We start from the raw sequence: 20,195 nt of genomic DNA, 5'->3' as shown, positions 1-20,195 counted from the left end.
GGGTTATCCCCTTGAGGCTGTTGGTAGACCCGGAACTTGCGGAAAACAGGACCTGCCTCAGTAGCCGACCGTGAAGCGCTGGCGCTGATGGGCCGGCTTTTCGAGCTCGTCGGCCAGGGCAACCGCATAATCCTCGAACGAAATCCAGCTTTTGCCGTCCGCATCGGCCAGCAGCTGATCGGTGCCGAGGCGGAATTTGCCTGTCCGCTCGCCCGCCACGAACAGGGCGGAGGGCGAAATGAAGGTCCAGTTCAGGTCCTTTTCCTGGCGCAGCAGGTCGAGGAAATCGCCGCCCCGGGTGGCTTCGGCCTTGTAGGCGTCCGGAAAGCCGGGGGTGGTGACCAGACGGACGCCCGGGGCGACCTCGAGGCTGCCGGCGCCGCCGACCACGATATAGCGGGCGACCTTGGAGGCCTTGGCGGCGGCGATCAGCTTGTGGAGATCGCTCTGGGTGAAATGCACCGCGCTGATGGCCACGTCATGCCCGGCCAGCAGCGCCGTCAGGCCGGCCTCGTCCAACACATCGCCCTTCTTCGCGGTCAGGTTGGCGGCGGCCGGCACCTTCTCCGGGTTGCGCACGATGGCGGTGACCTGGTGCCCGCGGCGCAGCAGTTCTGCGGTGATGCGGGAACCGGCCTGGCCGGTGGCGCCGACGACAGCAATCTTCATGGAGGCGATCCTTTTGCTCAGAGGGTACTGGGGTTTGCAGCCACCGATTCCGGTGTTGGCCCGGAAATCGGTTTCTGATAGTGACCAGATAGCCAATGGAGCGTTGCTGGAAAAGAACGCACTTTGTTGGCACCAGATTACACAGGGGTAACCCGATGAAGGCCGGAAATGTCTACGCCGCCGAATGCCCGACCCGCCAGATCCTGGATCGGGTCGGCGACAAATGGGCGGTGCTGCTGCTCGGGCTGCTGATCGAAGGGCCGCGGCGGTTCAACGAACTGCGGCGGGCGGTCGGCGGCATCTCGCAGAAGATGCTGTCGCAGACGCTCAAGAGCCTGGAGCGCGATGGCCTGGTGCGCCGCCGCGCCATCGCCACGGTTCCAGTGACGGTGGAGTATTCGGTGACCCCGCTCGGCGCGACGCTGGCGGACGCGGTCGACCCGCTGCGCCATTGGGCTGAGAACAATCTCAAGGACGTCCAGGCTGCCCAGCGGCGCTACGATTCGCAGCTCAAGAGCGTGTCCCCCTGAAAGGATTGGGCTGCCCGCCTCAGACGGCGACCTGCCCCGCCTTGGCAAGCTCGACCTCGACCCGCAACTCGATTTCAGCCAGCACCGCATCGAGGCCGGGATCGCCGGAACTGTCCTTGAGGTCGGCCGCCGCCGTGCGCAGGCGCTGCACAGTGTGGGTGTCGAAGGTGCCCGAGAGCAGCGACATCTTCAGGTCGTCGAGCACGTCCAGCGCCGCGCGGCCGCGCTTCACCGAACGACGGCGGCGCTCGGTCGGGTCTTCCACCCCCTGCAACGCCAGCAGCGCGTCGATGCCGCCGACCGCCTTGGGCGCGCTGGCAGACCGCGTCTCGGTGGATTCGGAGGATTCCGGCAGCGAAAAGCCGCCCGCGCTGGTGCGCCGGGTGTTCGACGCCGGGGTGCCGAAGGTGGTCGCGCTGGGTCCGTAGATTCGCATCGTGCTGTCTCGCCGCTTGCTGCACCACGCAGCGCCCTGGTCGGTCGCGAACGGAATCTCGACAGCAGTGTCGCATCCCGACCTTAAGGGGATCCTGCCGGCAACCGTCGCCTTTTATGGTTAACGAAACGTAAACCGCCCGGCAAAAACTGCCGGTGACGGCAAGTTCGCCGCGGCTGCAGCGCCCGGCTGGCCGGTCGCGCCATACTTTTTCAAAACCAGATCAATGCCTTAGAAGATCAGCGCCGGTGGCACGGTTTTCGCTCCCATTGGATGTGGGCCGGACGTCATGGGAGTGGCGCCCGGGTCCAGGACGACCTCAGCGGGGAGCAGAGGATGACACGGGGTTTCCGGGTGGCCGGCGCGATGATTCTCGCGTGGCTGCTCATCAGTGCAGGGCCGGCCGGCGCGACGTCGCGGATCAAGGATCTCGCGAACATCGAGGGCGTGCGCCAGAACCAGCTCATCGGCTACGGCCTCGTGGTCGGCCTCAACGGCACCGGCGACACGCTGAACAACATCCCCTTCACCAAGCAGTCGCTGCAAGCGATGCTGGAACGTATGGGCGTCAACATCCGCGGCCAGACCATCCGCACCGGCAACGTCGCCGCCGTGATGGTGACCGCCAACCTGCCGCCGTTCGCGACCCAAGGCACCCGCATCGACGTCACCGTCTCCGCGCTCGGCGACGCCAAGAGCCTGCAGGGCGGCACCCTGCTCGTCACCCCGCTGCTCGGCGCCGACGGCAACGTCTATGCCGTCGGCCAGGGCTCGCTCGCCATCGGCGGCTTCCAGGCCGAAGGCGCCGCCGCCAGCATCACCCGTGGCGTGCCGACCGTCGGCCGCATCGCCAACGGCGCCATCATCGAGCGCGAGATCGAGTTCGCGCTCAATCGCATGCCGAACGTGCGCCTGGCGCTGCGCAACGCCGATTTCACCACCGCCAAGCGCATCGCCGCCGCGGTCAACGACTTCCTCGGCACCAAGACCGCCCAGCCGATCGATCCTTCGACCGTCGAGCTGTCGATCCCTTCCGAGTTCAAGGGCAATGTCGTGGCTCTGCTGACCGAGATCGAGCAGCTCCAGGTCGACCCCGACCTGCCGGCCAAGATCGTCATCGACGAGCGCTCCGGCATCATCGTGATGGGCCGCGACGTGCGCGTCGCCACCGTCGCCGTGGCGCAGGGCAACCTCACCGTGACGATCTCCGAGAGCCCGCAGGTCAGCCAGCCCAATCCGCTGTCGCGCGGCCGCACCGTAGTGACGCCCAACACCCGCGTCGGCGTCCAGGAAGACGGCAAGAAGCTCGCGCTGGTAAAGGACGGCGTGTCGCTGCAGCAGCTCGTCGACGGCCTCAACGGCCTCGGCATCGGCCCGCGCGACCTCATCAGCATCCTGCAGGCCATCAAGGCGGCCGGCGCCATCCAGGCCGATATCGAGGTGATGTGATGACCGGCATCGCGCGCAACAATCCCGCCGCCGACAGCGCCTTCGCCGAGGCGCTGAAGAAGGTGTCGCCGCAGGCCCAGGCCAAGGCGAAGAAGACCTCGCAGGACTTCGAGTCGGTGTTCCTCAACACGATGTTTTCGCAGATGACGTCGAGCGTCAAAGGCGAAGGCCCGTTCGGCGACACCGTCGGCACCGGCGCCTGGCGCTCGATGCTCACCGACCAGTACGCGCGCTCGTTCGTCAAGGCCGGCGGCATCGGCCTGTCGAACGACGTCTACCGCTCACTCATCTTGAAGCAGGCCGCCACCAGCGGCGCCACCGGAGCCTGACCCCATGCGCCAGCCCTCACCCGCCGCGCCCGCAGCCTCGACAGCCGCGCCGACCATCGCCACCCTCGCCGATGCCCGCAAGCTGTCCGACGGACTGATGGCGGCGATGACCAGCCTGCTCGACCTGATCGAGAAGGAAACGACACTGGTCCGCGCCGGCAAGATCCGCGAGGCGATGGCGCTGGAGATGCAGAAGAACGAGATGTCGCGGCATTATCTCGCGACGCTCGGCCACCTCAAGGGCGCGCAGGATTTCTTCGTCAAGTCCGCGCCCGACCTGCTGCAGGCCCTGCACCGCCACCACGACACCTTCCGCGCCATGCTGCAGGTCAATCTCACCGTACTCGCCACCGCGCACGCGGTGTCCGAAGGCATCATCCGCGGCGTCAACGGCGAAATGCAGAAGAAGTCGATGCCCCAGACCTACACCGCCGCCGGCGTGCGCACCGCGCCACACCCGCGCCACGCCGCGCCGCTCTCGGTCAGCCGCACGCTGTAGCAGACCGTGCCCGTTTAAAATCGCAGACTGCAGGCGACGCAGCGGTCGCACGATAAATTTCAGATAAAATTCGGCCCCAACTGCCGGCAGCCGCAGCGCGCCATGGAGTTCGCCAATGAACCGTCATGAACGCCGAGCAGCCGCCCGAAAATCCAAGATGACTTCGAGCGGAGCCAGCGTAGGCGCCTTGGCCACGCTCTACGAAACCGCTCTTCAACACGTGAAAGAAAGCCGGTACGGCCATGCTCAAATCTGCTGCAAGCAGATTCTTGAGCGAGACGCTGGACATGCGGGCTCCCTGCAGCTCATGGGCCTTATAGCCCTGCAGGCCAAACAGTACGATGCTGCCATCGAGTGGATCGGCAGTGCTAATCGGCAAGATCCCAAGTCAGAGTATCTCCTGACCCTCGGCATCGCTCTCGAACAGCAGGGGCTCCATGAGGAGGCGCTGAAGGCCCTTGTCAATGCAACGCGGCAACAACCGGACGTTCCCGAGTTATGGACGCGATTAGCCGACCTTCTCGTACGACTGCAAAGGCCAGATCAGGCGATACAAAGCTTCGAGCAGGCACTCAAACTGAACCCACAGTATTGGTATGCAGCACACAATTACGCATTGCTTTTGCTCAGGTTGGAGCGTTTTGAAGAAGCCCTGGTCAAATTGAACTTGTGTAATGAATTGCAACCCGATCACGCGCCGACCCTGCAGTCGCTAGCCAGCGCGCTGCACAGTCTCAACCAGTTCGAGGAAGCTCTGGGCGCCTCGAGGCGCGCTCAGGCACTGGACCCGACGAACGCCGATATAGCCAATAATGTCGGCATGACGTTGCTGCAGCTTGCGCGCTGCGAAGAGGCTCTCGACCAATTCAACTACGCACTCGCCGTGCGACCGAATTTCGTGAGCTCCATCCTCAACAAAGCTTCAGCACTGACCGAGCTTCAGCGCTTCGATGAAGCACTCAACGCATATCGTCTGGTCAAGGAAATTGATCCAGACAACGCGGAAGCCGACTGGAGCACAGCATTGATCCAGCTGCTGCATGGCAATCTGGCAGCCGGTTACGCAGGACGAGAAGCACGCTGGAAGCTTCCATCTATTCCAGCAACGGCGCGGTATCCCAGGTTTTCACAACCGATGTGGCGCGGAGACCGGAACATCGCAGGCAAAACTGTTCTGGTTTGCGCAGATGAAGGACTAGGAGATACAATCCAGTTCGTTCGCTACGTGCCCATGCTGGCAGCCTTGGGCGCTCGCGTCATTCTTCTGCCGCAGGAGCCGTTATTTCCACTGCTCGCCGAGTTGCCCGGCGTCTGGCAGTGCATCCCGAACCTCAAAGGGGGACTACCTGACTTCGATCTCCATTGCCCTATCATGAGTCTGCCTCTGGCCTTCGGGACCACTCTCGACACTATTCCGGCGTCCGCCTCATACCTGCCCCTCCCCAGCGATGCCCGCAGGCAGTTTTTTGAAAATCGAATCGGCCCTCGCGAACGGTTGCGGATCGGCTTGGTATGGTCGGGCAATTCCCAGCATAGAAACGATCATCAGCGGTCAATCCCGCTCCGCGCGCTCTCGCGCATCACCGTCGATGGCGCGACCTTCGTCAGCCTGCAGAAAGACTTGCGTGCTGACGACCGGGAGGCCCTGCGCGATCGAAGCGATATTGTCGACCTGACCGAGCATCTCCGCGATTTCAGCGACACCGCAGCATTGGCCGGTTGTCTCGACCTGGTGATCGCCGTCGACACCAGCGTCGCCCATCTTGCCGCAGCCATAGGGCGCCCCACCTGGATATTGTTGCCGGCCGTTCCAGACTGGCGCTGGCTGCTCGATCGAGATGACAGCCCCTGGTATCCGACAGTACGCCTGTTCCGGCAGGGCGCGACACGCGACTATGGAGATGTTCTCGATCACGTACGGAGCGAGCTGCAGATGCTAATCTGCACTGCTCCCGCAAGCTGAATGGGCGGCGAGTTCTGCCGCGCTCGAGCACGGCAATCGATCCCCCACCCATTCGACCACGCGCGGGCATGCAATGTCGTCGATGTCGGCACGTATCGAGCGACGCGATCGCGGCCGATCGTCAAAAGGGCATGACCATGTTCGCATCAATTTGAGAAAGATTTTGTTCGTTCGCAGGCATGATAAATTTACAGAGTACCGTTAGGTTGAAGTCTCGAGACCGCGCTCGAGGGCAGACGACAGCATCCATTTCAATTTGAATCGAAATGCCGCGCGCATCTGCACGCGGCATTGATGCTGTTTTCTAACGTCCTGTTGAGACGGCCTTCGTATGGTTGTCATCGGGACGGGTTGGGATTTGATACCGGGGAAGCCAGGAGGCTGCCATGGTCACAGATTTCAGCATCAAGCCGGTCGGGGCGCCGGTCGCATCGCCAGTCGTCAAGCCGCAACCGGACGCGGCGAAGCAGGCCGTGCCGACCGACCTGCCGCCGCCGAAGAGCACGACGGCTGCCGATGGCGCCAATGCCGCGCGCAACAACACCCAGCAGCCGGACACCAGCCATCTCTCGAGCCAGGTGATGATCGACCGTGCCGCCGGCGAGATCGTCTACCGCGTGGTCGACAACCGCACGAGCCTCGTGGTGCGTCAGTATCCGGAGGAAGCACGGCTGCGCGCCCGCGCCTATCTGCGCGCCGAGGACGAGGCCAAGCGCACCCATACGCGGGTGAGGCTCGATCAGACGGCGTAAGCCGTGCAAAGGAGATGCGAGGAATACTTCAGGTCTTGTCGGCGTAGGCGGTGTTGAGCACCGACGCGCCGGTGGCGGCGTTGGTGACCACCGACTTGATCTGGGCGTGGCCGGCGCGTGTCAGCATAAACTTGGTGTCGCCGACCCGGAAGCCGTTGTCCTTGATCAGGACGTCCTGGTACTTCACCTCGGCGCCGGCCTGGTACTTCACCTTGGCGCGATAGCCCTGCACATCCGAGATGTGGAACGAGAACTGCTCGCCGGTCGAGTATTTGCCCTTCCAGGAGCCTTCGTACAACGTCGCGTCGACGTTGACGTACTTGCCGCGCGACGGCGTCTGCACGTTGGCGTAGCTGCTGCGGAGGATGCTGAGAACGTCGGCCATGGCACGTATTCCTGCGCGCTCGCGGCCCCTCCTGGACCACGGCGCGGCACATTCAGGCGCGGCCGCTGAGGCCCGCGGCGATATTGCGATTGATGTCGATGAGCGACTGGAACTGATCGAGCTGCGGCGCGACCTGCAGCGCGGCCGAGTGGGTCATCACGAACACGCCGATATTGGCGATCTTCTGGCGCACGTCGAGCGGCTGCGGATTCTCGTCGCGCAGCGCCTCGCTGAGAAAGATCGACCAGAGCTTGCGGTTGAAGATCAGCGCGTCCATCACGCTGGCATCGGTGGGATCGGCGGACGCGACCGCGGCCTGCAGCTTGTTGGCGGCCTTGAGCAGAGCCTGGGCTTCGATGTCGCGGGGAGACGCAGTGGTATTGGCAACACGTGCATAAGCTTGAGCGCCATAGCTAGACATGCGTCACCTCAGCAACTCCTCTTCCCGCCTGATAAGCTTGCGGATTTCCTTTAGCGAACTGTAAAGAGAACCGCTTAAGATTAAATTACTCGCGTTTTCGATGACCGGCCTGTAGCTCGGCACCGCTTCAAGAAGATCTTTCACGAAGCTCATGTAGAGATCCTGATACTTCGGAATGTTCTTTTCCAGATACATCATCTGCACGCAGAGATAGAGGCGCTTCACCGGCGTGTTCGCCGTCTCTGCGGTGAGGATGTCCTTCTCGCGAAGAATTGGCGCCTCGCCCTCGATCAGGAATGTCGTCCGCGTCTCCGAATTAGTAATGACGCTTTCACCGATGATGATCCGCTCGAACGGCTTCAATTCCACTTTCAGCGCCATTGCTGTTCACCTCTCAGCGCACCGGCTGCACGCCGCGCCATATCCCTCGAATCGCCGCTCCGACGGCTCCGCGATCCGAGTGTAGAACTGCATCAAAATAAAGGCTTGATGCAAAAAACGGCAGCACTGCCGCGCCGCCCCATCAAACGAAAACGGCGAGGCCGAGCCTCGCCGTTTCGCAATCGCATCGCGCGACGAAACTAGCCGCTGCGCAGCAGCTGCAGCACGCTCTGCTGCGACTGGTTGGCCAGCGACAGCGCCGACACCGCGATCGACTGCCGCGTCGACAGCGCCTGGCTGTTGGCCGCTTCCGCGTTGGTGTCCGCAATGGTCAGGTTGGTCGAACCGGTCTGCAGCACGTTGATCAGGTTCTTGGAGAAGTCCTGGCGGATCTGCACGATCGACAGGTTCGAACCGAGCGCGGCCGCCTGGGTGCGCAGCGTGCTGCCGGCGTTGTTGAGCGCCGTCAGCACCTTGTTGGTGGCGTTGTTGTCGATGAAGTCGGTGCCCTGGGTCAACGCCGACAGTCCGAGGCCCGTCGGGGTGAAGTTGACGCCGGCAATGCTCAGCGTCGACTTGCCGGTCTCGTTGAACACCAGCTTGAGGGTGTCGCCACCGAGCAGGTTGACGCCGTTGTAGGACGCATCCGCCGACGTGGTGGTGATCTGGTTGATGATGTTGTTGTACTGCGCGATCAGCTGCGCGCGCGTGCCCTGCACGGTCGGATCGGCGACGGCGGCGGGTGCCACGAGGCCGGTGAACGGCTGAGCGCCGGTGGCGGCGCTCCCGCTGATCGCGCCGATGGTCGACGACGCCGCGTCGCTGGTGGTGGTGATGCCGATCTTGCCGGTCGAATCGATCGAGGCCTGCAGGTTGTTGGCCGCGAGCGCCGCATTGAGCTGGTTCAGCGTCGAGATCTGCCCCGCGCCGGTGCCGAAGGTGATATTGGTGGTGGTGCCGCCACCGGTCGGCTGAATGGTCAGTTGCTGGCCGGCGAGCGTCGAGGTGCGCTGGGTGGTTCCGGCGACGAGACCGAGCTTGCCCAGGGTGCTGGCGTTGCCGCCGATGGTCAGGTCGGACGCCGCGCCGGTGTTCAGCGTGAGCGCTCCGGCGGCCAGCGTCGATGCCGTGCCACTGGTTGTGATGGCGTCGACGGCGGCCAGCAAGTCGGCGACCGTAGCCGTGCTCAGGTCGAGGTTTGCCCCCGCCGGGCCCGACGTGTTGCCGGTCGTGGACGAAAACGAGATCGTCTTGCCGTTGATGGTGAGGCTGTCGCCTGTCGTAATCGCGGTGGTCAGCGCGCTCAGCTTGGTGGTGCCGGCGGCGGCGCCGGGAATCGCGGAGCCGGTCACGGCGGTGTTCAGCGTCCCCTGGCCGAGCAGGTTGGTCGCGGTCGCGCCGTTGATCGCCGCCGAGGTCACCGACGACTTCGGCGAGTAGCCGACCGCGGTCTGCAACGCCTGGTTGGCGACCGACTTGGCGCTGTCGATCAGCTTCTGCAGTGAGGTGATGCCGGTGTTGGCGGCCTGCAGGATCTGCACGCCGTTGCTGATGCCGTCGAGCAGGTTGTTGATGTCGCTGGCGCGGGCGTCGAGCGAGGACGCTGTGAAGTAGTTGGTCGGATTGTCCAGCGCGCTGTTGACCTTCTTGCCGGTCGACAGGCGGTTCTGGGTGCTGGCCAGCAAGTCGGCGGTCGACTGCAGGGACAGGAGATTCTGGCGGACTGCCGCGGTGAGGACGATATCGGACATTGGACTTCTGCCTTCCTGAACTAGGCCGGTCTTCGCTGAAGGCAGTTATGAACAGAAGCTTTTAAAATGTGGTTAACGTCCGCTTAACCGGCATGGTTAACAACCTTCTGATACGGCCAGCCCTCCCCGATCAGGCGCACCAGCGCCAAAAAAAGAACGGGGCCCCGAAGGACCCCGTTCCCGGTCAGTTTCGAAATCGCAGCGTGCGATCAGCGCAGGAGCTGGAGAACGCCCTGCTGCGACTGGTTGGCGAGCGACAGCGCGGACACCGCGATCGACTGGCGGGTCGACAGCGCCTGGCTGTTGGCCGCTTCCTCGTTGGTGTCGGCCAGCGTCAGGTTCGACGAACCGGTCTGCAGCACGTTGATCAGGCTCTTGGAGAAGTCCTGACGGATCTGCACGATCGAGAGGTTCGAACCGAAGGCGGAGGCCTGCGACCGCAGCGTGGTCGAGGCGTTGTTGAGCGACGTCAGCACCTTGTTGGTCGACTGGTTGTCGATGAAGTCGGTGTTGGCGGTCAGCGTCGACAGGCCGAGGCCGGTCGGGTTGAAGTTGACGCCCGAGATGCTCAGGGTCGACTTGCCGGTTTCGTTGAACACCAGCTTCAGAGTGTCACCATTGAGCAGGTTGACGCCGTTGAACGACGCGTCCGACGCAGTGGTGGTGATCTGGTTGACGATGTTGTTGTACTGGTTGACCAGGCTGGCGCGGGTGGCCTGCGCGGTCGGATCCGCCACCGGGGCAGCCGCGGTGAGGCTGGCGAACGGCGTACCCGTGGCAGTAATCGCACCGATCGTCGACGACGCAGCATCGTTGGTGGTGGTGATCGACAGGTTGCCCGACGAGTCGAGCGAGGCCTGCAGGTTGTTGCTGGCCAGCGCGGTGTTGAGCTGGTTCAGTGTCGAGACCTGGCCATTGCCAGTGCCAAACGTGATGTTGGTGGCAGTGCCGCCGCCCGTGGAGGCGATCTGCAGAGTCTTGCCGGAGAGCGGCGTCGTCAGGGGCGTCGTGGCGGCCGTCAGGCCGAGCTTGGCGAGACCACTACCGCCGAGGGCCAGCGGAGCCGCAGTGCCGGTGTGAACGGTGAGCTTGCCACCAGACACAGCCGAGCCGGAGCCGCCCGTGATCGAGTCGATCGTGCTGAGCACGTTGCCAACCGTCGCCGTGGCCAGGTCGAGATAGGTGGTGTTGGCAGCCGAACCAGCCGAACCGCTCGCGGCGGAATTGTAGAACGCGATCGTCTTGCCATTGACAGTGATCGTATCGGTGACGGCGATGTTGCTGGCAAGGTTGTCCGACGAGGCGCCGGCCGTGCCCGCGAGCTTAGTCGCGCCGGTGATGGCCGCGGCCGTACCGGTGTTGTCGTTGTTGATCGCGGTGCCGGTCACGGTGGTGTCAGTGCCGGTGCCGAGCAGGTTGGCAGCGGTCGCACCAGCGATCGTCGCAGACACCGTCGACTTCTGCGAATAGCCGACCTGGGTCTGCAGGGCCTGGTTGGCAACCGACTTGGCGCTGTCGACCAGCTTCTGCAGCGAGGTGATGCCGGTGTTGGCAGCCTGCAGGATCTGCACGCCGTTGCCGATGCCGTCGAGCAGGTTGTTGATGTCGCTGGAGCGGGCGTCGAGCGAGGACGCGGTGAAGAAGTTGGTCGGGTTGTCGAGGGCGCTGTTGACCTTCTTGCCGGTGGCAAGGCGGTTCTGGGTGGTCGACAGCAGGTCGGCGGTCGACTGGAGCGAGAGCAGGTTCTGGCGAACCGATGCGGAGAGAGTGATACCGGACATAACAATACCTTTCTGGTGTTACGCAACGACCGGCCTTCGTGGCCGGCAGACTGGACCCTCGGGCCTAATCCTTAAAAAAAGGATGAATGGACCCGGCAAGACCGCTGTCTCGGGTATCTTCGGCGACTGTGATGAAAAAAGGCTGAAGGTTTTGCCGCGACTTTGTGCCGAAATCCCGCGCCATGCGCGACGGGCGGCTTAAGCAATCGTAAACGACGGCGCGCGGCCCACGCGACAGCGCCGCGCGGCGAAAGCCACGCGGCGCATCGGCAGCGCTCAGGATGACGTCGCAGGCCGCGATCAGGCCGGCAGGTATTTCAGCAGGCTCGTCTGATACAGCATCGCCGTCGTCTGGTACGAGGCGCTGAGCGAGGTCTGCAGCGCCAGGATCTTGGTCGCGACCTCGTTGGCCGAAATGCCCTCGATCGAGTCGAGCATGGTCTGCGCCGTCGACTTGGTCTGGGTCTGGCGGTCGGAGGCCGACTTCATCGCCGTCTGCGCCCCGGCGAGATCCGCCTGGATGTCCTGGATGGTCTGCTGACCGGTCTGCGACGACAGGTTCTGGGCGATGCGCTGGTTGAGCGCCGTGACCTGGGCATTGGCGTTGGGATCGGTGGTCGAGGTCGTCACCGCGGCGAAAGCGGCGATGTTCTGCAACTGCCAGGTGATCGCCTGCTCGTTGGCGCGCATGCCGTACTGCACCGAAATGGAATCGTCGATGCGCGCCGACGACGTGCCGCGGGCCGAATCCGTTCCGGTCTCGCCGGTGTACCACGACAGCGTGTTGGCCGCGGTGCCAGGCACCTGCGCCGTCGCCGAGGCGAACGGCGGCCCGGAGACGCGCGGCGGCGGCGCGCCGTTGAAGAACTCGCTGGACGCCTTCAGCGCCGAAGCAGCGACCAGCGCGCCATTGGCCAGCGCGCCGACCGCGGTGCCGAGCGCGCTCTTGACGTTGGCGGCGGTCGCGGTCGAATCAGCCCCGATCAGGAACTGGCCGGCCTGGGGCGGCGCGGTCGTCGTCGCCGTGAGCTGGATGTTCTCGGAGCTGCCGTCCGGCAGCTTGAAGGCGAACGTGAAGCTGTCGCCGTTGCTGGGATTGGTGGCGCCGAGGTCGAGCGACTCGCTCGCCGGCGAGCCCGTCGGTGCGGTAACGCTGACCGCGGCGTTGCTCGCCGCCACCGAACTGAGCTTCAGCCCGAACGGCCCCGCATCCTCGGTCAGCGAGATCGACGTCGGCGACGGCGCCGCGAGGGTGAGCCGGCCGGTGCCGCTGCCGACATCGGCCTGCTTGCGCTCGGAGATCAGCTGCTTGAGGCCGGCCTGCGAGCCGACGCCGTTGAGGATGTCGCTCATCGAGGCGGTCGCCGGGGTGTTGGTCGCACGGCCCGAGAACAGGTAGCGGTCGCCGGACTGCACGTTGAGCAGCTGCAGCATCTCGGCCATCGAGTTCTGCGCCGTGGTCTGGCTGGTGGTCTGGCCGTTGTTGTTGAGCTGGATGGTCGAGGTCGTCGCCGCGCCGCGCACCTCGGTGCCGATCGAGGCGATGCGCGTCAGCGCCGCATTCGCCACGTTGATGCGCGTGGTGACGTTGGTGATGGTGTCGGCATAGCTGTCGATGTTGGAGACCTGCGCGCGCAGGCCGACGGCGAAGCCGCGGTTGACGCCCATGCCGGCATAGGAGGTCGACTTCTTGCCGGTGGAGAGCTGGGTCTGCAGGTCGTCGAGCTGGCTCTGCAGATTGAGGATCTGGCTGGTGAGATGAGACGTCCGATACCCTACGCCGCTGACTGTCATCACACCCTCACATCACCTGGAGCAGGGAATCGAACATTCCCTTGATCGTGGACATCACCCGCGCGTTCGCCGAGTAGGCGTTCTGCAACGACATCAGGTGCGCCATCTCGTCGTCGATGTTGACGCCGGACTGGCCGTTGAACTTCTGCTGCAGCGTGCTCAGCACCACGTCCTGGCCGTCGGAGACCTGCTGGGCATTGGCCGCGGCCTGGCCCTGCGAGCTCGCGATCTGCTGCGAGAAGCTCAGCAGCGACGCCTTGTAGGGCGAGGTCGACGTGCCGAAGCCGGTCGACGACGGATACAGCGTCGTGCCCTTGGTGAGCTGCTGGTAGATGAAATCGGGCCGCGTGGTGTCGCCGGACGCGGTCGTCGCGCTGTACTTCACCAGCTTGGAGGGATCGCCGACGAGCTCGGTGTTGACACGGAGACGCGAGGCGAGACCGACCGACTGGTTGCCGGACGCGGTGATCGCGCCGGTATAGAGACCGCTGCCGTCGGTGAACAGCGGCAGCTGGGCGCCGCCGTTCGAAGCCGAGGACATCGTCGCGGTCACCGACGCCGCGTTGATCTTGGCCAGGCCAGTGCTATCGTCCATCGCCTGCAGCGTCGTGCCGGAAGCGCTGAACTGCAGGTGCGCGCCGCCCAGGATCGCATTGAGCTGGCTCGCCACCGAACTCATGCCGCCGGAGAAGTCGATCCCGATGACCTGGTCGGACGGATCCGGGGTGACGTTGTTGCCGAGCGGCAGCACCGACGGATCGTTGACGCGCACCAGCGACAGCTTGCGCTGGACGTTGTTGGCATCGGTGTAGGTGAGATTGATGGTGTTGCCGTTCTGCAAACCCGACAGGTCGAGATTGAAGCCGTTGGCGCTGCCGGCAGACACGGCCGTGCCGGCGGTGGTCTTGTCGGACAGCATGCTCGACATGCTGGCGGCGAACTGGTCCAGCTGGGTCTGCGCCTGCACCAGCGTGTTGTCGCGCATGTCGAGGTAGCCGGCGATCGTCCCCGACCTGATCGAATTGTTCTGGATCATGTCGAGCGAGCCGCCGCTCGGGAAATTGATGGTCAGCGTGCCGAGCGTGCTCTTCGACGGATCGCTGCTGTACTGGGTGTTCGGCGTCACCGTGCCCTGCTGGTTGAACGACAGCGTCGCCGCCTGCGCGCCGACGAGCTGCACGCCCGACTGGGTGAAGACCTGCACCTGGCTGTTGCCGGAATTGATGACGCGGATGTCCATCAGCTGCGACAGCTGGTTGATGTACTGATCGCGCTGGTCCATGAGCGCGGCGGCCGATGCGTCGTTGCTGGTGCTGGCCTGGAGCTGGCTGTTGATCTTCGCGATCTGCTGCAGCGCCGTGTTGGCGGTATTGACCGCCGTGTTGAGGCCCGACTCGGCCTGGTCGCGCAGCGACTGGATGCCTGCCGACATGCTGTTGAGCTGCTGCGCCAGCGTCTGGGCGGCGTTGACGACGCCGACCCGCGCCGACTGCGAATCCGACGACGTCGACAGCCCCTGCACCGCGGTGGTGAGCTGGTTGAAGGCATTCTCCAGCGTGCCGGTGTTGCCCGGCGTGCCGTAGATCGACTGCAGGCTGCTCAGCATCTGGGCGCGCAGGTCGGCGTAGGATGCGCCGGACTGCTCGGTGCGGATCTGTTGCTGCAGGTAGCTGTCGAGCTCGCGGTTGACGCCGGTGACGTTGACATTGGCGCCGATCGATCCGGAAACGGTCTGGACCTGGTTGATCGTCTTGCGGGTGTAGCCCGGCGTGTCGGCGTTGGCGACGTTGGACGAGACGAGGGACAGCGCCTGCTGATTGACGCGCAGGCCCGACATGGCGATCGAGAGGGCTTGACCGAGACTCATGACTATCGGCTCACACTGGTTGCGGACGGGAGCGGAGCATCCGCTCCCGCGCGTCGGTTCTCATCGCGCCCGGCAGCCGGGCGGCGGTCCATCAGCGCAGGACGTTCAGCAGGTCCTGCACCATCGTGTTCGAGGTGGTGATGACCTTGGTGTTGGCCGAATAGGCCTGCTGGGTGACGATCAGCTTGGTGAACTCGTCGGCGATGTCGGTGTTGGAGCTCTCCAGCGACGATCCCTGGATGGTGCCGCCGCTGCCGAACAGCGCCTGGCCCGACTGGTCGGTGGCCTGGAAGGCGCCGCCGTCGATGCGCTTGAGGAAGTTGGTGCCGTTGAAGGTCGCCACCGAAATCTGCGCCAGGTCGATGTTGCGGCCGTTGGAATAGTTGCCGATGACGCGGCCGTTGTCGCCGATCGACACCGTCTGCAGCGAGCCGGCCGGGAAGCCGTCCTGCTGGATCTGATTGACCTTGACGTTGCCGTTGGCGTCGGCGAACTGGGTGACGCCGCCGGAGCCGAAGTTCAGCGCGATCTTGCCGAGCGGCACGCCGCCGACGGTCGGATTGTTCAGCGTGATGCCGGCGACCGACGGGCTCATCTGGCCGTTGGGCGAGAACTGGAAGTCGGTGTTGACGTTCTGCCAGGCGACGTCGGTGCCGGTGGCATTGGGATTGACCTGATAGAACAGGTTCCAGGTATCGGTGTGACCGGTGCCGAGCGAGGCGCTGTCGACCTTGGCCCAGCGCATCTGCAGGCTGACCGGCGAGCCGGAGACGTCGTAGGCGGTGACGGCGCCGCCGCTGATCGACTCGTTGATGAAAGCCTGCTGGTCGGTGGCCAGCACCTTGCCGGTGCCGGCGGTGCCGCCGCCGGTGCGCAGCGCGGTCGCGGTGGTGCCGAAGCCGAGGGCCGCGAACGCCGTGGCGTTGGAACTGGTAACGGTGAGGTCGGACGCCGTGCCGCTGTGCAGCGTGATGGCGCCGCCGCTGATCGTGGACGGCGCGGTGGTGCCGGTAATCGAGTCGATCTTGGCGAGCAGCGTGCCGACACTGTCGGTCACGTTGAGCTGGTTGCCGGTGGCGCCCGATGCCACGAAGGTGATGACCGTGCCGTTGACGGTGATGGTGTCGCCGGCGCCGAAATTGGTGCCGATCGAGTCGGTGTTCGCCGCGCCCGACAGCGTCGTGGCGGCGGTGATCGGCACTGGCGTCGCCGCCTTGTTGTTCTTCGCGCCGCCCGTGGTGGTGGCGTCGACGAACGGCGTCGCCGGGGTGCCGACGATGCGCGGGTTGCCGGCGGCGAAGTCTGCCGGCCGCAGCAGCTCCGACCCCGGAACCGACGTGTCGTGCTTGGTGGTGAGCGGATAGCTCGCGAGGTTGGCGCGGTAGTTGACGGTCGAGGTCGCGACCGCCGGCAGGAAGTCGTTGGCGAACTTCAGCACCTGCGGCACGCTACCGGTCTGGTTGCCGGTCGTCGGATCGATCGGCACGCCCTCGACATAGTAGCCGGCGCCGTTGACGAGATAGCCGTTCTTGTCGAGCGTGAAGTCGCCGCGACGGGTGTACATGTCGACACCGGAGAACACCGGCTGATTGTCGGTGAAGCTCGCAGGCTTCTGCACCACGAAGAAGCCGTCGCCGTTGATCGCCATGTAGGTGGAGACGGCCGCGCTCTGCACGTCGCCGCGCACGGTGTTGGTCTCGCGCGATTGCGTGGTCACGCTGCCGGCGAGCTGGTTGTTGGTGCCGGTGCCGGGCACCAGATCCATGAAGCTGGTGTCGATCCGCTTGAAGCCAGTGGTCTGGGAGTTGGCGATGTTGCCGGAGATGTTCTCCAGGGCATAGGACTGGGCGCGCAAGCCCGCGACGGAGGTGGTGAGAGCGCCGAAGATACCCATACATCGTCTCCAACTGCCCGGGTGGCCGGCCGGTGCTTACAGGGGGCCCGAACGGGGCATGGCCACAGGTCGGAAAACGACGACGCAATTTGCGTGCCACCGAGGAACACGCTGGATTTTCAATGATTTGAAGGTGCCGCGCGGGTGCTGCGGCCGGGGACTCTTTGCCTAGCGGGGCAAGTTCTACCGGGCGAGAACGGCGTATGGCGCAAGGTGCGCGCGTTCGCGGCGGCGGCCTGCCGACCTCCCCTTCTCCGCGTCAGAGCTTCGGGATCGCTCGGGATTCCGGTCTGGCCTTGGGGCCAGCCCCGGAATGGCGCGCTCGGAAACACCCCGGAAACTGCGGCGAACCCCGATCGGCCGATCGGACCGCAGGGGCCGCAGCGGGCCGGGACGTGCCTCAGGACGCCGACGTGTTCGCCGGCCTGAAACTCAGCGACAGCCCGTTCATGCAGTAGCGCAGGCCGGTCGGCTTGGGGCCGTCGTCGAACACATGGCCGAGATGGCCGCCGCAGCGACGACAGTGCACCTCGGTGCGCGTCATCATGAACGAGCGGTCTTCCGTGGTGCCGACCGCGTCGGGCAGCGGCTGGTAGAAGCTCGGCCAGCCGGTGCCGCTGTCGAACTTGGTCTCCGAGGCGAACAGCGGCAGGTCGCAACCGGCGCAGGTGAACGTGCCCTTGCGGTGCTCCTTGTTGAGCGGGCTGGTGTAGGGCCGCTCCGTGCCATGCTCGCGCAGGATGTTGTACTGCGCCGGCGTCAGCTGGCGGCGCCACTCCTCGGGCGTCCTGGTGACCTCGAAGGTCTCGGTCTTCTCCGCCGCGCGGGCATCGCCCGGGCGCAGCCAGCGCAGCGCGGCCAGCACGGACAGGCCGGCGGTCAGCGCGAGACGGCGATCGATCATGGCAGGGCTCCTGTGTCATGGCGGGCCCCGGTTGGCCCGGGGAACGGCCCGCTTGTCCGCTTCCGCTGCAATCTACGGATCGCGGGCGGGAAAGTTACGCGCGCTGCGGCCGCCGCGCTCACATTCTCGCGAGCCGCCCGCGGGCGCGCAAGGCGCGTCCGCCCAGCCTGCCGTGTTCAGGGCGTGCTGATGTCGGTGATCGAGCGCGGCACCGCGGGCTCGACCGCCTGTTCCGCCGCATCGCGGGGGCCCGGCGGACGCAGCGGTCGTCCGACCGCCGCCGCCATGCGGGCGGCGCGCGCGGCCTGCTTCGCCGCTTCCCGCTCGTCGCGGACCAGCGCCCGGGCCCGCGCGCCCTCGCGATAGCGTGCCAGCACGCCGGCCGCGGCCGCCTGGCCCCGCGACCACGAGATCAGCGCCTGCCCGGCGATCCGCCCCATGCGGCCGCCGGCCCACACCAGTTCGAATGGCAGGAACAGCTTCCAGCGATCGTCGCCCTCGACGATGCCGCGGGTGATGAGCTGGCCGGCCATCGCCGCGGTGTTGATCCCCTGGCGGCCGAAGCCGCTGGCGACCCAGACGCCGCGACGCAGCTCGCCGATCTGGGGCATGCCATGGACCGTCTGGCCGACCACGCCGCCAAACGCCTCGGCGATCTCGACCGGACCGAGCGCGGGATAGAGCGCGCGAATCTGGCGCGCGATCGCCCGCGCATGGCGGCGCGGCACCACCACGGGGTCGCCGATGCCGAGCGTGCGCTCCGGCCCCGACCACAACAGCCGGTCGCCGTCGACGATGCGATACTGGTTCAGCCCGGCGGCATCGCCGACCGCGCCGGCAAAGCCGATGACCTCGCCCAGCCGCTCGCCGAGCGGCGCGGTCAGCGCCGCGCAGCGCCACACCGGCAGCAGCGTGTCGGCAAGGCGCGGCTGCGGCACGCCGACATGGACGCTGCCGGCGAGCACCACCTGTCCTGCCCGCAGCCGCCCGCCCGCCGTCGCGATGCGCTTGCGCACGCCGGCGAGGTCGAGCTCGACCACCGCGGTGTCCTCGAAGATGCGCACGCCGGCCTGCTCGGCGAGCGCGGCCAGCCCGTGGACATAGCGGCGGCCGTCGATCTGGAACGCCTTCGGAAAATGAATCGCGTGGAAGTAGCGCGGCGTGCGCAGCACATCGCGGACGCGTTCGGCCTGCCAGCCTTCGACCTCGACGCCAAAATCCTCGCCGAGCGTCTGCAGGCGGCTGATCAGCTGTTCGCCGCTGTCGACGGTGGAGACCTCGAGCGCGCCCTCGGACGCCAGCTCCGCCGCGCCGTCGGCGACCGCGCCGCGCACATAGTCCGCGCCCTGCTGCGCAAGGCCCCACAGCTCGCGGGCATCCTCGAAGCCGACACGGGCGATGAGATCGGAAATCGGCGCGGTGTAGCCCGGCATCACGGCGCCGAGCATGTGGCCGGACGCATTCCAGCCGACGCGGCGCGCTTCCAGAACCGCGACGCTCATGCCCTGGCGGGCGAGTTCCCGCGCCGCGGTGAGGCCCGCGAGGCCGGCGCCAACGACGCAGACATCGACATCGAGGTCGAACGTCAGGCGCGGCCGCGCCGGCTCCGCCGGCGGCGCGTTATCCCCAACGTCGTTGTCTGCGGTCATCGTCACGGCCTGTTATTACGGCTAGCGTCAGCGCTTGTCACGCCGTCGCTGGCGGTCGCATCGGGAAACAGCCGTTCCGCCGCGACACGACACCGCGCGCCGTGCCGCTTTACGAAGAGCGTGCGCAGGACCATATCAACTCTTTCCCACGCCGGCGCGCCGGCCGAATCGGGACCGATGCATGCGCCGTCTGCTGCTGCTCCGCCACGCCAAGACCGAGAAGGACGGCCCGACCGGCAGGGACCGTGACCGCCGGCTCGACGAACGCGGCCATCGCGACGCGCAGGACATCGGCGCCTACATGGCGCAGGGCGGCCTCGTCCCCAACCATGCCTTCGTCTCGACCGCGGTGCGCACCCGGCAGACCTGGGACATCGTCGCCAAGGAATGGCCGGCGGCGGCCGTCGACCATCTCGACGAGCTCTATGGCGCCGAGCCGGGCGCCCTGCTCGGCATCGTCCGCGCCGCCGTCGGCGACGATCCACGCACCCTGCTGGTGATCGCCCACAATCCCGGCCTGCATGAATTCGCGCTGGCGCTCGCCGGCAGCGGCAATGCCGCCGCGCGCCAGGCGCTGCAGGACAACCTGCCGACCTCCGGCCTCGCCGTGATCGACTTCGCCACCGACGACTGGGGCGACGTCGCCTTCCGGCGCGGCCGGCTCGAGCGATTCGTCAGCCCGCGCCTGTTGAAGGAAGGGCAGGACGGCGCGTAAGCTGATCGGCGTCGAGGAACGAACCA

At 65.8% G+C, this 20,195-nt stretch carries 19 protein-coding genes; 7 read left to right on the top strand and 12 right to left on the bottom strand.

What is annotated here, in order from left to right:
- Positions 1–57: 57 nt before the first annotated feature.
- Positions 58–669: an NAD(P)-dependent oxidoreductase gene (locus JQ639_RS31665; RefSeq protein ID WP_211965052.1), complete on the bottom strand. Its 612-nt coding sequence runs from the start codon at positions 667–669 to the stop codon at positions 58–60.
- 155 nt (positions 670–824) lie between these two features.
- Here JQ639_RS31665 and JQ639_RS31660 point away from each other — a divergent pair, with 155 nt between their 5' ends.
- Positions 825–1,199, top strand: coding sequence for a winged helix-turn-helix transcriptional regulator (locus JQ639_RS31660; protein WP_211963879.1), 375 nt, complete (start codon positions 825–827; stop codon positions 1,197–1,199).
- A 19-nt stretch (positions 1,200–1,218) separates the two neighbouring features.
- Here the strand turns inward: JQ639_RS31660 and JQ639_RS31655 are convergent, their stop codons facing one another.
- Positions 1,219–1,635 (bottom strand): flagellar assembly protein FliX, encoded by a 417-nt coding sequence (locus JQ639_RS31655; RefSeq protein WP_211963878.1) that lies wholly within the window; start codon positions 1,633–1,635, stop codon positions 1,219–1,221.
- A 336-nt stretch (positions 1,636–1,971) separates the two neighbouring features.
- On the opposite strand from JQ639_RS31655, the gene JQ639_RS31650 reads away from it, so the two are divergent.
- From JQ639_RS31650 to JQ639_RS31630, 5 genes are all read left to right on the top strand, one after another.
- Positions 1,972–3,084: a flagellar basal body P-ring protein FlgI gene (locus JQ639_RS31650; protein ID WP_211963877.1), complete on the top strand. Its 1,113-nt coding sequence runs from the start codon at positions 1,972–1,974 to the stop codon at positions 3,082–3,084.
- Positions 3,084–3,413: a flagellar assembly peptidoglycan hydrolase FlgJ gene (gene flgJ, locus JQ639_RS31645; protein WP_211963876.1), complete on the top strand. Its 330-nt coding sequence runs from the start codon at positions 3,084–3,086 to the stop codon at positions 3,411–3,413. Before JQ639_RS31650 ends, flgJ begins: the two co-directional genes overlap by 1 nt.
- Before the next feature lie 4 nt (positions 3,414–3,417).
- Positions 3,418–3,912: a hypothetical protein gene (locus JQ639_RS31640; RefSeq protein ID WP_211963875.1), complete on the top strand. Its 495-nt coding sequence runs from the start codon at positions 3,418–3,420 to the stop codon at positions 3,910–3,912.
- A gap of 115 nt (positions 3,913–4,027) precedes the next feature.
- On the top strand, positions 4,028–5,875 hold the full coding sequence (locus JQ639_RS31635) for a tetratricopeptide repeat protein (protein ID WP_211963872.1): 1,848 nt from the start codon (positions 4,028–4,030) through the stop codon (positions 5,873–5,875).
- A gap of 386 nt (positions 5,876–6,261) precedes the next feature.
- A complete protein-coding gene (locus tag JQ639_RS31630; RefSeq protein ID WP_211963871.1) occupies positions 6,262–6,627 on the top strand; it encodes a hypothetical protein in 366 nt (121 codons plus the stop codon).
- Between the two features lie 28 nt (positions 6,628–6,655).
- On the opposite strand, the gene JQ639_RS31625 is transcribed toward JQ639_RS31630, so the two are convergent.
- The 10 genes from JQ639_RS31625 to JQ639_RS31580 form a co-directional block, all read right to left on the bottom strand.
- Positions 6,656–7,012: a hypothetical protein gene (locus tag JQ639_RS31625; protein WP_211963870.1), complete on the bottom strand. Its 357-nt coding sequence runs from the start codon at positions 7,010–7,012 to the stop codon at positions 6,656–6,658.
- A gap of 52 nt (positions 7,013–7,064) precedes the next feature.
- Complete coding sequence (gene flaF / locus JQ639_RS31620) at positions 7,065–7,433, bottom strand: flagellar biosynthesis regulator FlaF (RefSeq protein WP_211963868.1); 369 nt, start codon at positions 7,431–7,433, stop codon at positions 7,065–7,067.
- Between the two features lie 3 nt (positions 7,434–7,436).
- Complete coding sequence (gene flbT / locus JQ639_RS31615; RefSeq protein ID WP_211963866.1) at positions 7,437–7,814, bottom strand: flagellar biosynthesis repressor FlbT; 378 nt, start codon at positions 7,812–7,814, stop codon at positions 7,437–7,439.
- 200 nt (positions 7,815–8,014) lie between these two features.
- Positions 8,015–9,565, bottom strand: coding sequence for a flagellin N-terminal helical domain-containing protein (locus JQ639_RS31610; protein ID WP_211963864.1), 1,551 nt, complete (start codon positions 9,563–9,565; stop codon positions 8,015–8,017).
- Between the two features lie 209 nt (positions 9,566–9,774).
- Positions 9,775–11,346, bottom strand: coding sequence for a flagellin N-terminal helical domain-containing protein (locus tag JQ639_RS31605; protein WP_211963863.1), 1,572 nt, complete (start codon positions 11,344–11,346; stop codon positions 9,775–9,777).
- Positions 11,347–11,646: 300 nt separating this feature from the next.
- The gene (locus tag JQ639_RS31600; protein WP_211963862.1) at positions 11,647–13,140 is read right to left on the bottom strand and encodes a flagellin N-terminal helical domain-containing protein; all 1,494 of its coding nucleotides are present in this window, start codon (positions 13,138–13,140) and stop codon (positions 11,647–11,649) included.
- Between the two features lie 7 nt (positions 13,141–13,147).
- Complete coding sequence (gene flgK / locus JQ639_RS31595) at positions 13,148–15,007, bottom strand: flagellar hook-associated protein FlgK (protein ID WP_211963861.1); 1,860 nt, start codon at positions 15,005–15,007, stop codon at positions 13,148–13,150.
- A 91-nt stretch (positions 15,008–15,098) separates the two neighbouring features.
- Entirely contained in the window at positions 15,099–16,901 is a 1,803-nt protein-coding gene (locus JQ639_RS31590; protein WP_211963860.1) for a flagellar hook-basal body complex protein, read from the bottom strand.
- Positions 16,902–17,301: 400 nt separating this feature from the next.
- Positions 17,302–17,805 (bottom strand): peptide-methionine (R)-S-oxide reductase MsrB, encoded by a 504-nt coding sequence (msrB, locus tag JQ639_RS31585; RefSeq protein WP_211963859.1) that lies wholly within the window; start codon positions 17,803–17,805, stop codon positions 17,302–17,304.
- A 176-nt stretch (positions 17,806–17,981) separates the two neighbouring features.
- Positions 17,982–19,454, bottom strand: coding sequence for an NAD(P)/FAD-dependent oxidoreductase (locus JQ639_RS31580; protein WP_211963858.1), 1,473 nt, complete (start codon positions 19,452–19,454; stop codon positions 17,982–17,984).
- Between the two features lie 181 nt (positions 19,455–19,635).
- On the opposite strand from JQ639_RS31580, the gene JQ639_RS31575 reads away from it, so the two are divergent.
- A complete protein-coding gene (locus JQ639_RS31575) occupies positions 19,636–20,169 on the top strand; it encodes a SixA phosphatase family protein (RefSeq protein WP_211963856.1) in 534 nt (177 codons plus the stop codon).
- Positions 20,170–20,195: the final 26 nt, after the last annotated feature.

This window comes from Bradyrhizobium sp. U87765 SZCCT0048 (genome assembly GCF_018131225.1).
In the GTDB taxonomy this organism is placed as follows: Bacteria; Pseudomonadota; Alphaproteobacteria; order Rhizobiales; family Xanthobacteraceae; genus Bradyrhizobium_A.
Note: the sequence above shows the minus strand (reverse complement) of the source record. Positions and strands in the feature narration are given on the sequence as shown.

Excerpts from the sequence above, each read along its gene's own strand:
- flaF (WP_211963868.1), bottom strand. The coding sequence starts at position 7,433 with ATGTCTAGCTATGGCGCTCAAGCTTATGCACGTGTTGCCAATACCACT.
- JQ639_RS31580 (WP_211963858.1), bottom strand. The coding sequence starts at position 19,454 with ATGACCGCAGACAACGACGTTGGGGATAACGCGCCGCCGGCGGAGCCG.
- JQ639_RS31660 (WP_211963879.1), top strand. The coding sequence starts at position 825 with ATGAAGGCCGGAAATGTCTACGCCGCCGAATGCCCGACCCGCCAGATC.
- JQ639_RS31605 (WP_211963863.1), bottom strand. The coding sequence starts at position 11,346 with ATGTCCGGTATCACTCTCTCCGCATCGGTTCGCCAGAACCTGCTCTCG.
- JQ639_RS31600 (WP_211963862.1), bottom strand. The coding sequence starts at position 13,140 with ATGACAGTCAGCGGCGTAGGGTATCGGACGTCTCATCTCACCAGCCAG.
- msrB (WP_211963859.1), bottom strand. The coding sequence starts at position 17,805 with ATGATCGATCGCCGTCTCGCGCTGACCGCCGGCCTGTCCGTGCTGGCC.
- flbT (WP_211963866.1), bottom strand. The coding sequence starts at position 7,814 with ATGGCGCTGAAAGTGGAATTGAAGCCGTTCGAGCGGATCATCATCGGT.
- JQ639_RS31635 (WP_211963872.1), top strand. The coding sequence starts at position 4,028 with ATGAACCGTCATGAACGCCGAGCAGCCGCCCGAAAATCCAAGATGACT.
- JQ639_RS31655 (WP_211963878.1), bottom strand. The coding sequence starts at position 1,635 with ATGCGAATCTACGGACCCAGCGCGACCACCTTCGGCACCCCGGCGTCG.
- JQ639_RS31665 (WP_211965052.1), bottom strand. The coding sequence starts at position 669 with ATGAAGATTGCTGTCGTCGGCGCCACCGGCCAGGCCGGTTCCCGCATC.
- JQ639_RS31640 (WP_211963875.1), top strand. The coding sequence starts at position 3,418 with ATGCGCCAGCCCTCACCCGCCGCGCCCGCAGCCTCGACAGCCGCGCCG.
- JQ639_RS31575 (WP_211963856.1), top strand. The coding sequence starts at position 19,636 with ATGCGCCGTCTGCTGCTGCTCCGCCACGCCAAGACCGAGAAGGACGGC.
- JQ639_RS31590 (WP_211963860.1), bottom strand. The coding sequence starts at position 16,901 with ATGGGTATCTTCGGCGCTCTCACCACCTCCGTCGCGGGCTTGCGCGCC.
- flgJ (WP_211963876.1), top strand. The coding sequence starts at position 3,084 with ATGACCGGCATCGCGCGCAACAATCCCGCCGCCGACAGCGCCTTCGCC.
- JQ639_RS31610 (WP_211963864.1), bottom strand. The coding sequence starts at position 9,565 with ATGTCCGATATCGTCCTCACCGCGGCAGTCCGCCAGAATCTCCTGTCC.
- JQ639_RS31630 (WP_211963871.1), top strand. The coding sequence starts at position 6,262 with ATGGTCACAGATTTCAGCATCAAGCCGGTCGGGGCGCCGGTCGCATCG.
- JQ639_RS31625 (WP_211963870.1), bottom strand. The coding sequence starts at position 7,012 with ATGGCCGACGTTCTCAGCATCCTCCGCAGCAGCTACGCCAACGTGCAG.
- JQ639_RS31650 (WP_211963877.1), top strand. The coding sequence starts at position 1,972 with ATGACACGGGGTTTCCGGGTGGCCGGCGCGATGATTCTCGCGTGGCTG.
- flgK (WP_211963861.1), bottom strand. The coding sequence starts at position 15,007 with ATGAGTCTCGGTCAAGCCCTCTCGATCGCCATGTCGGGCCTGCGCGTC.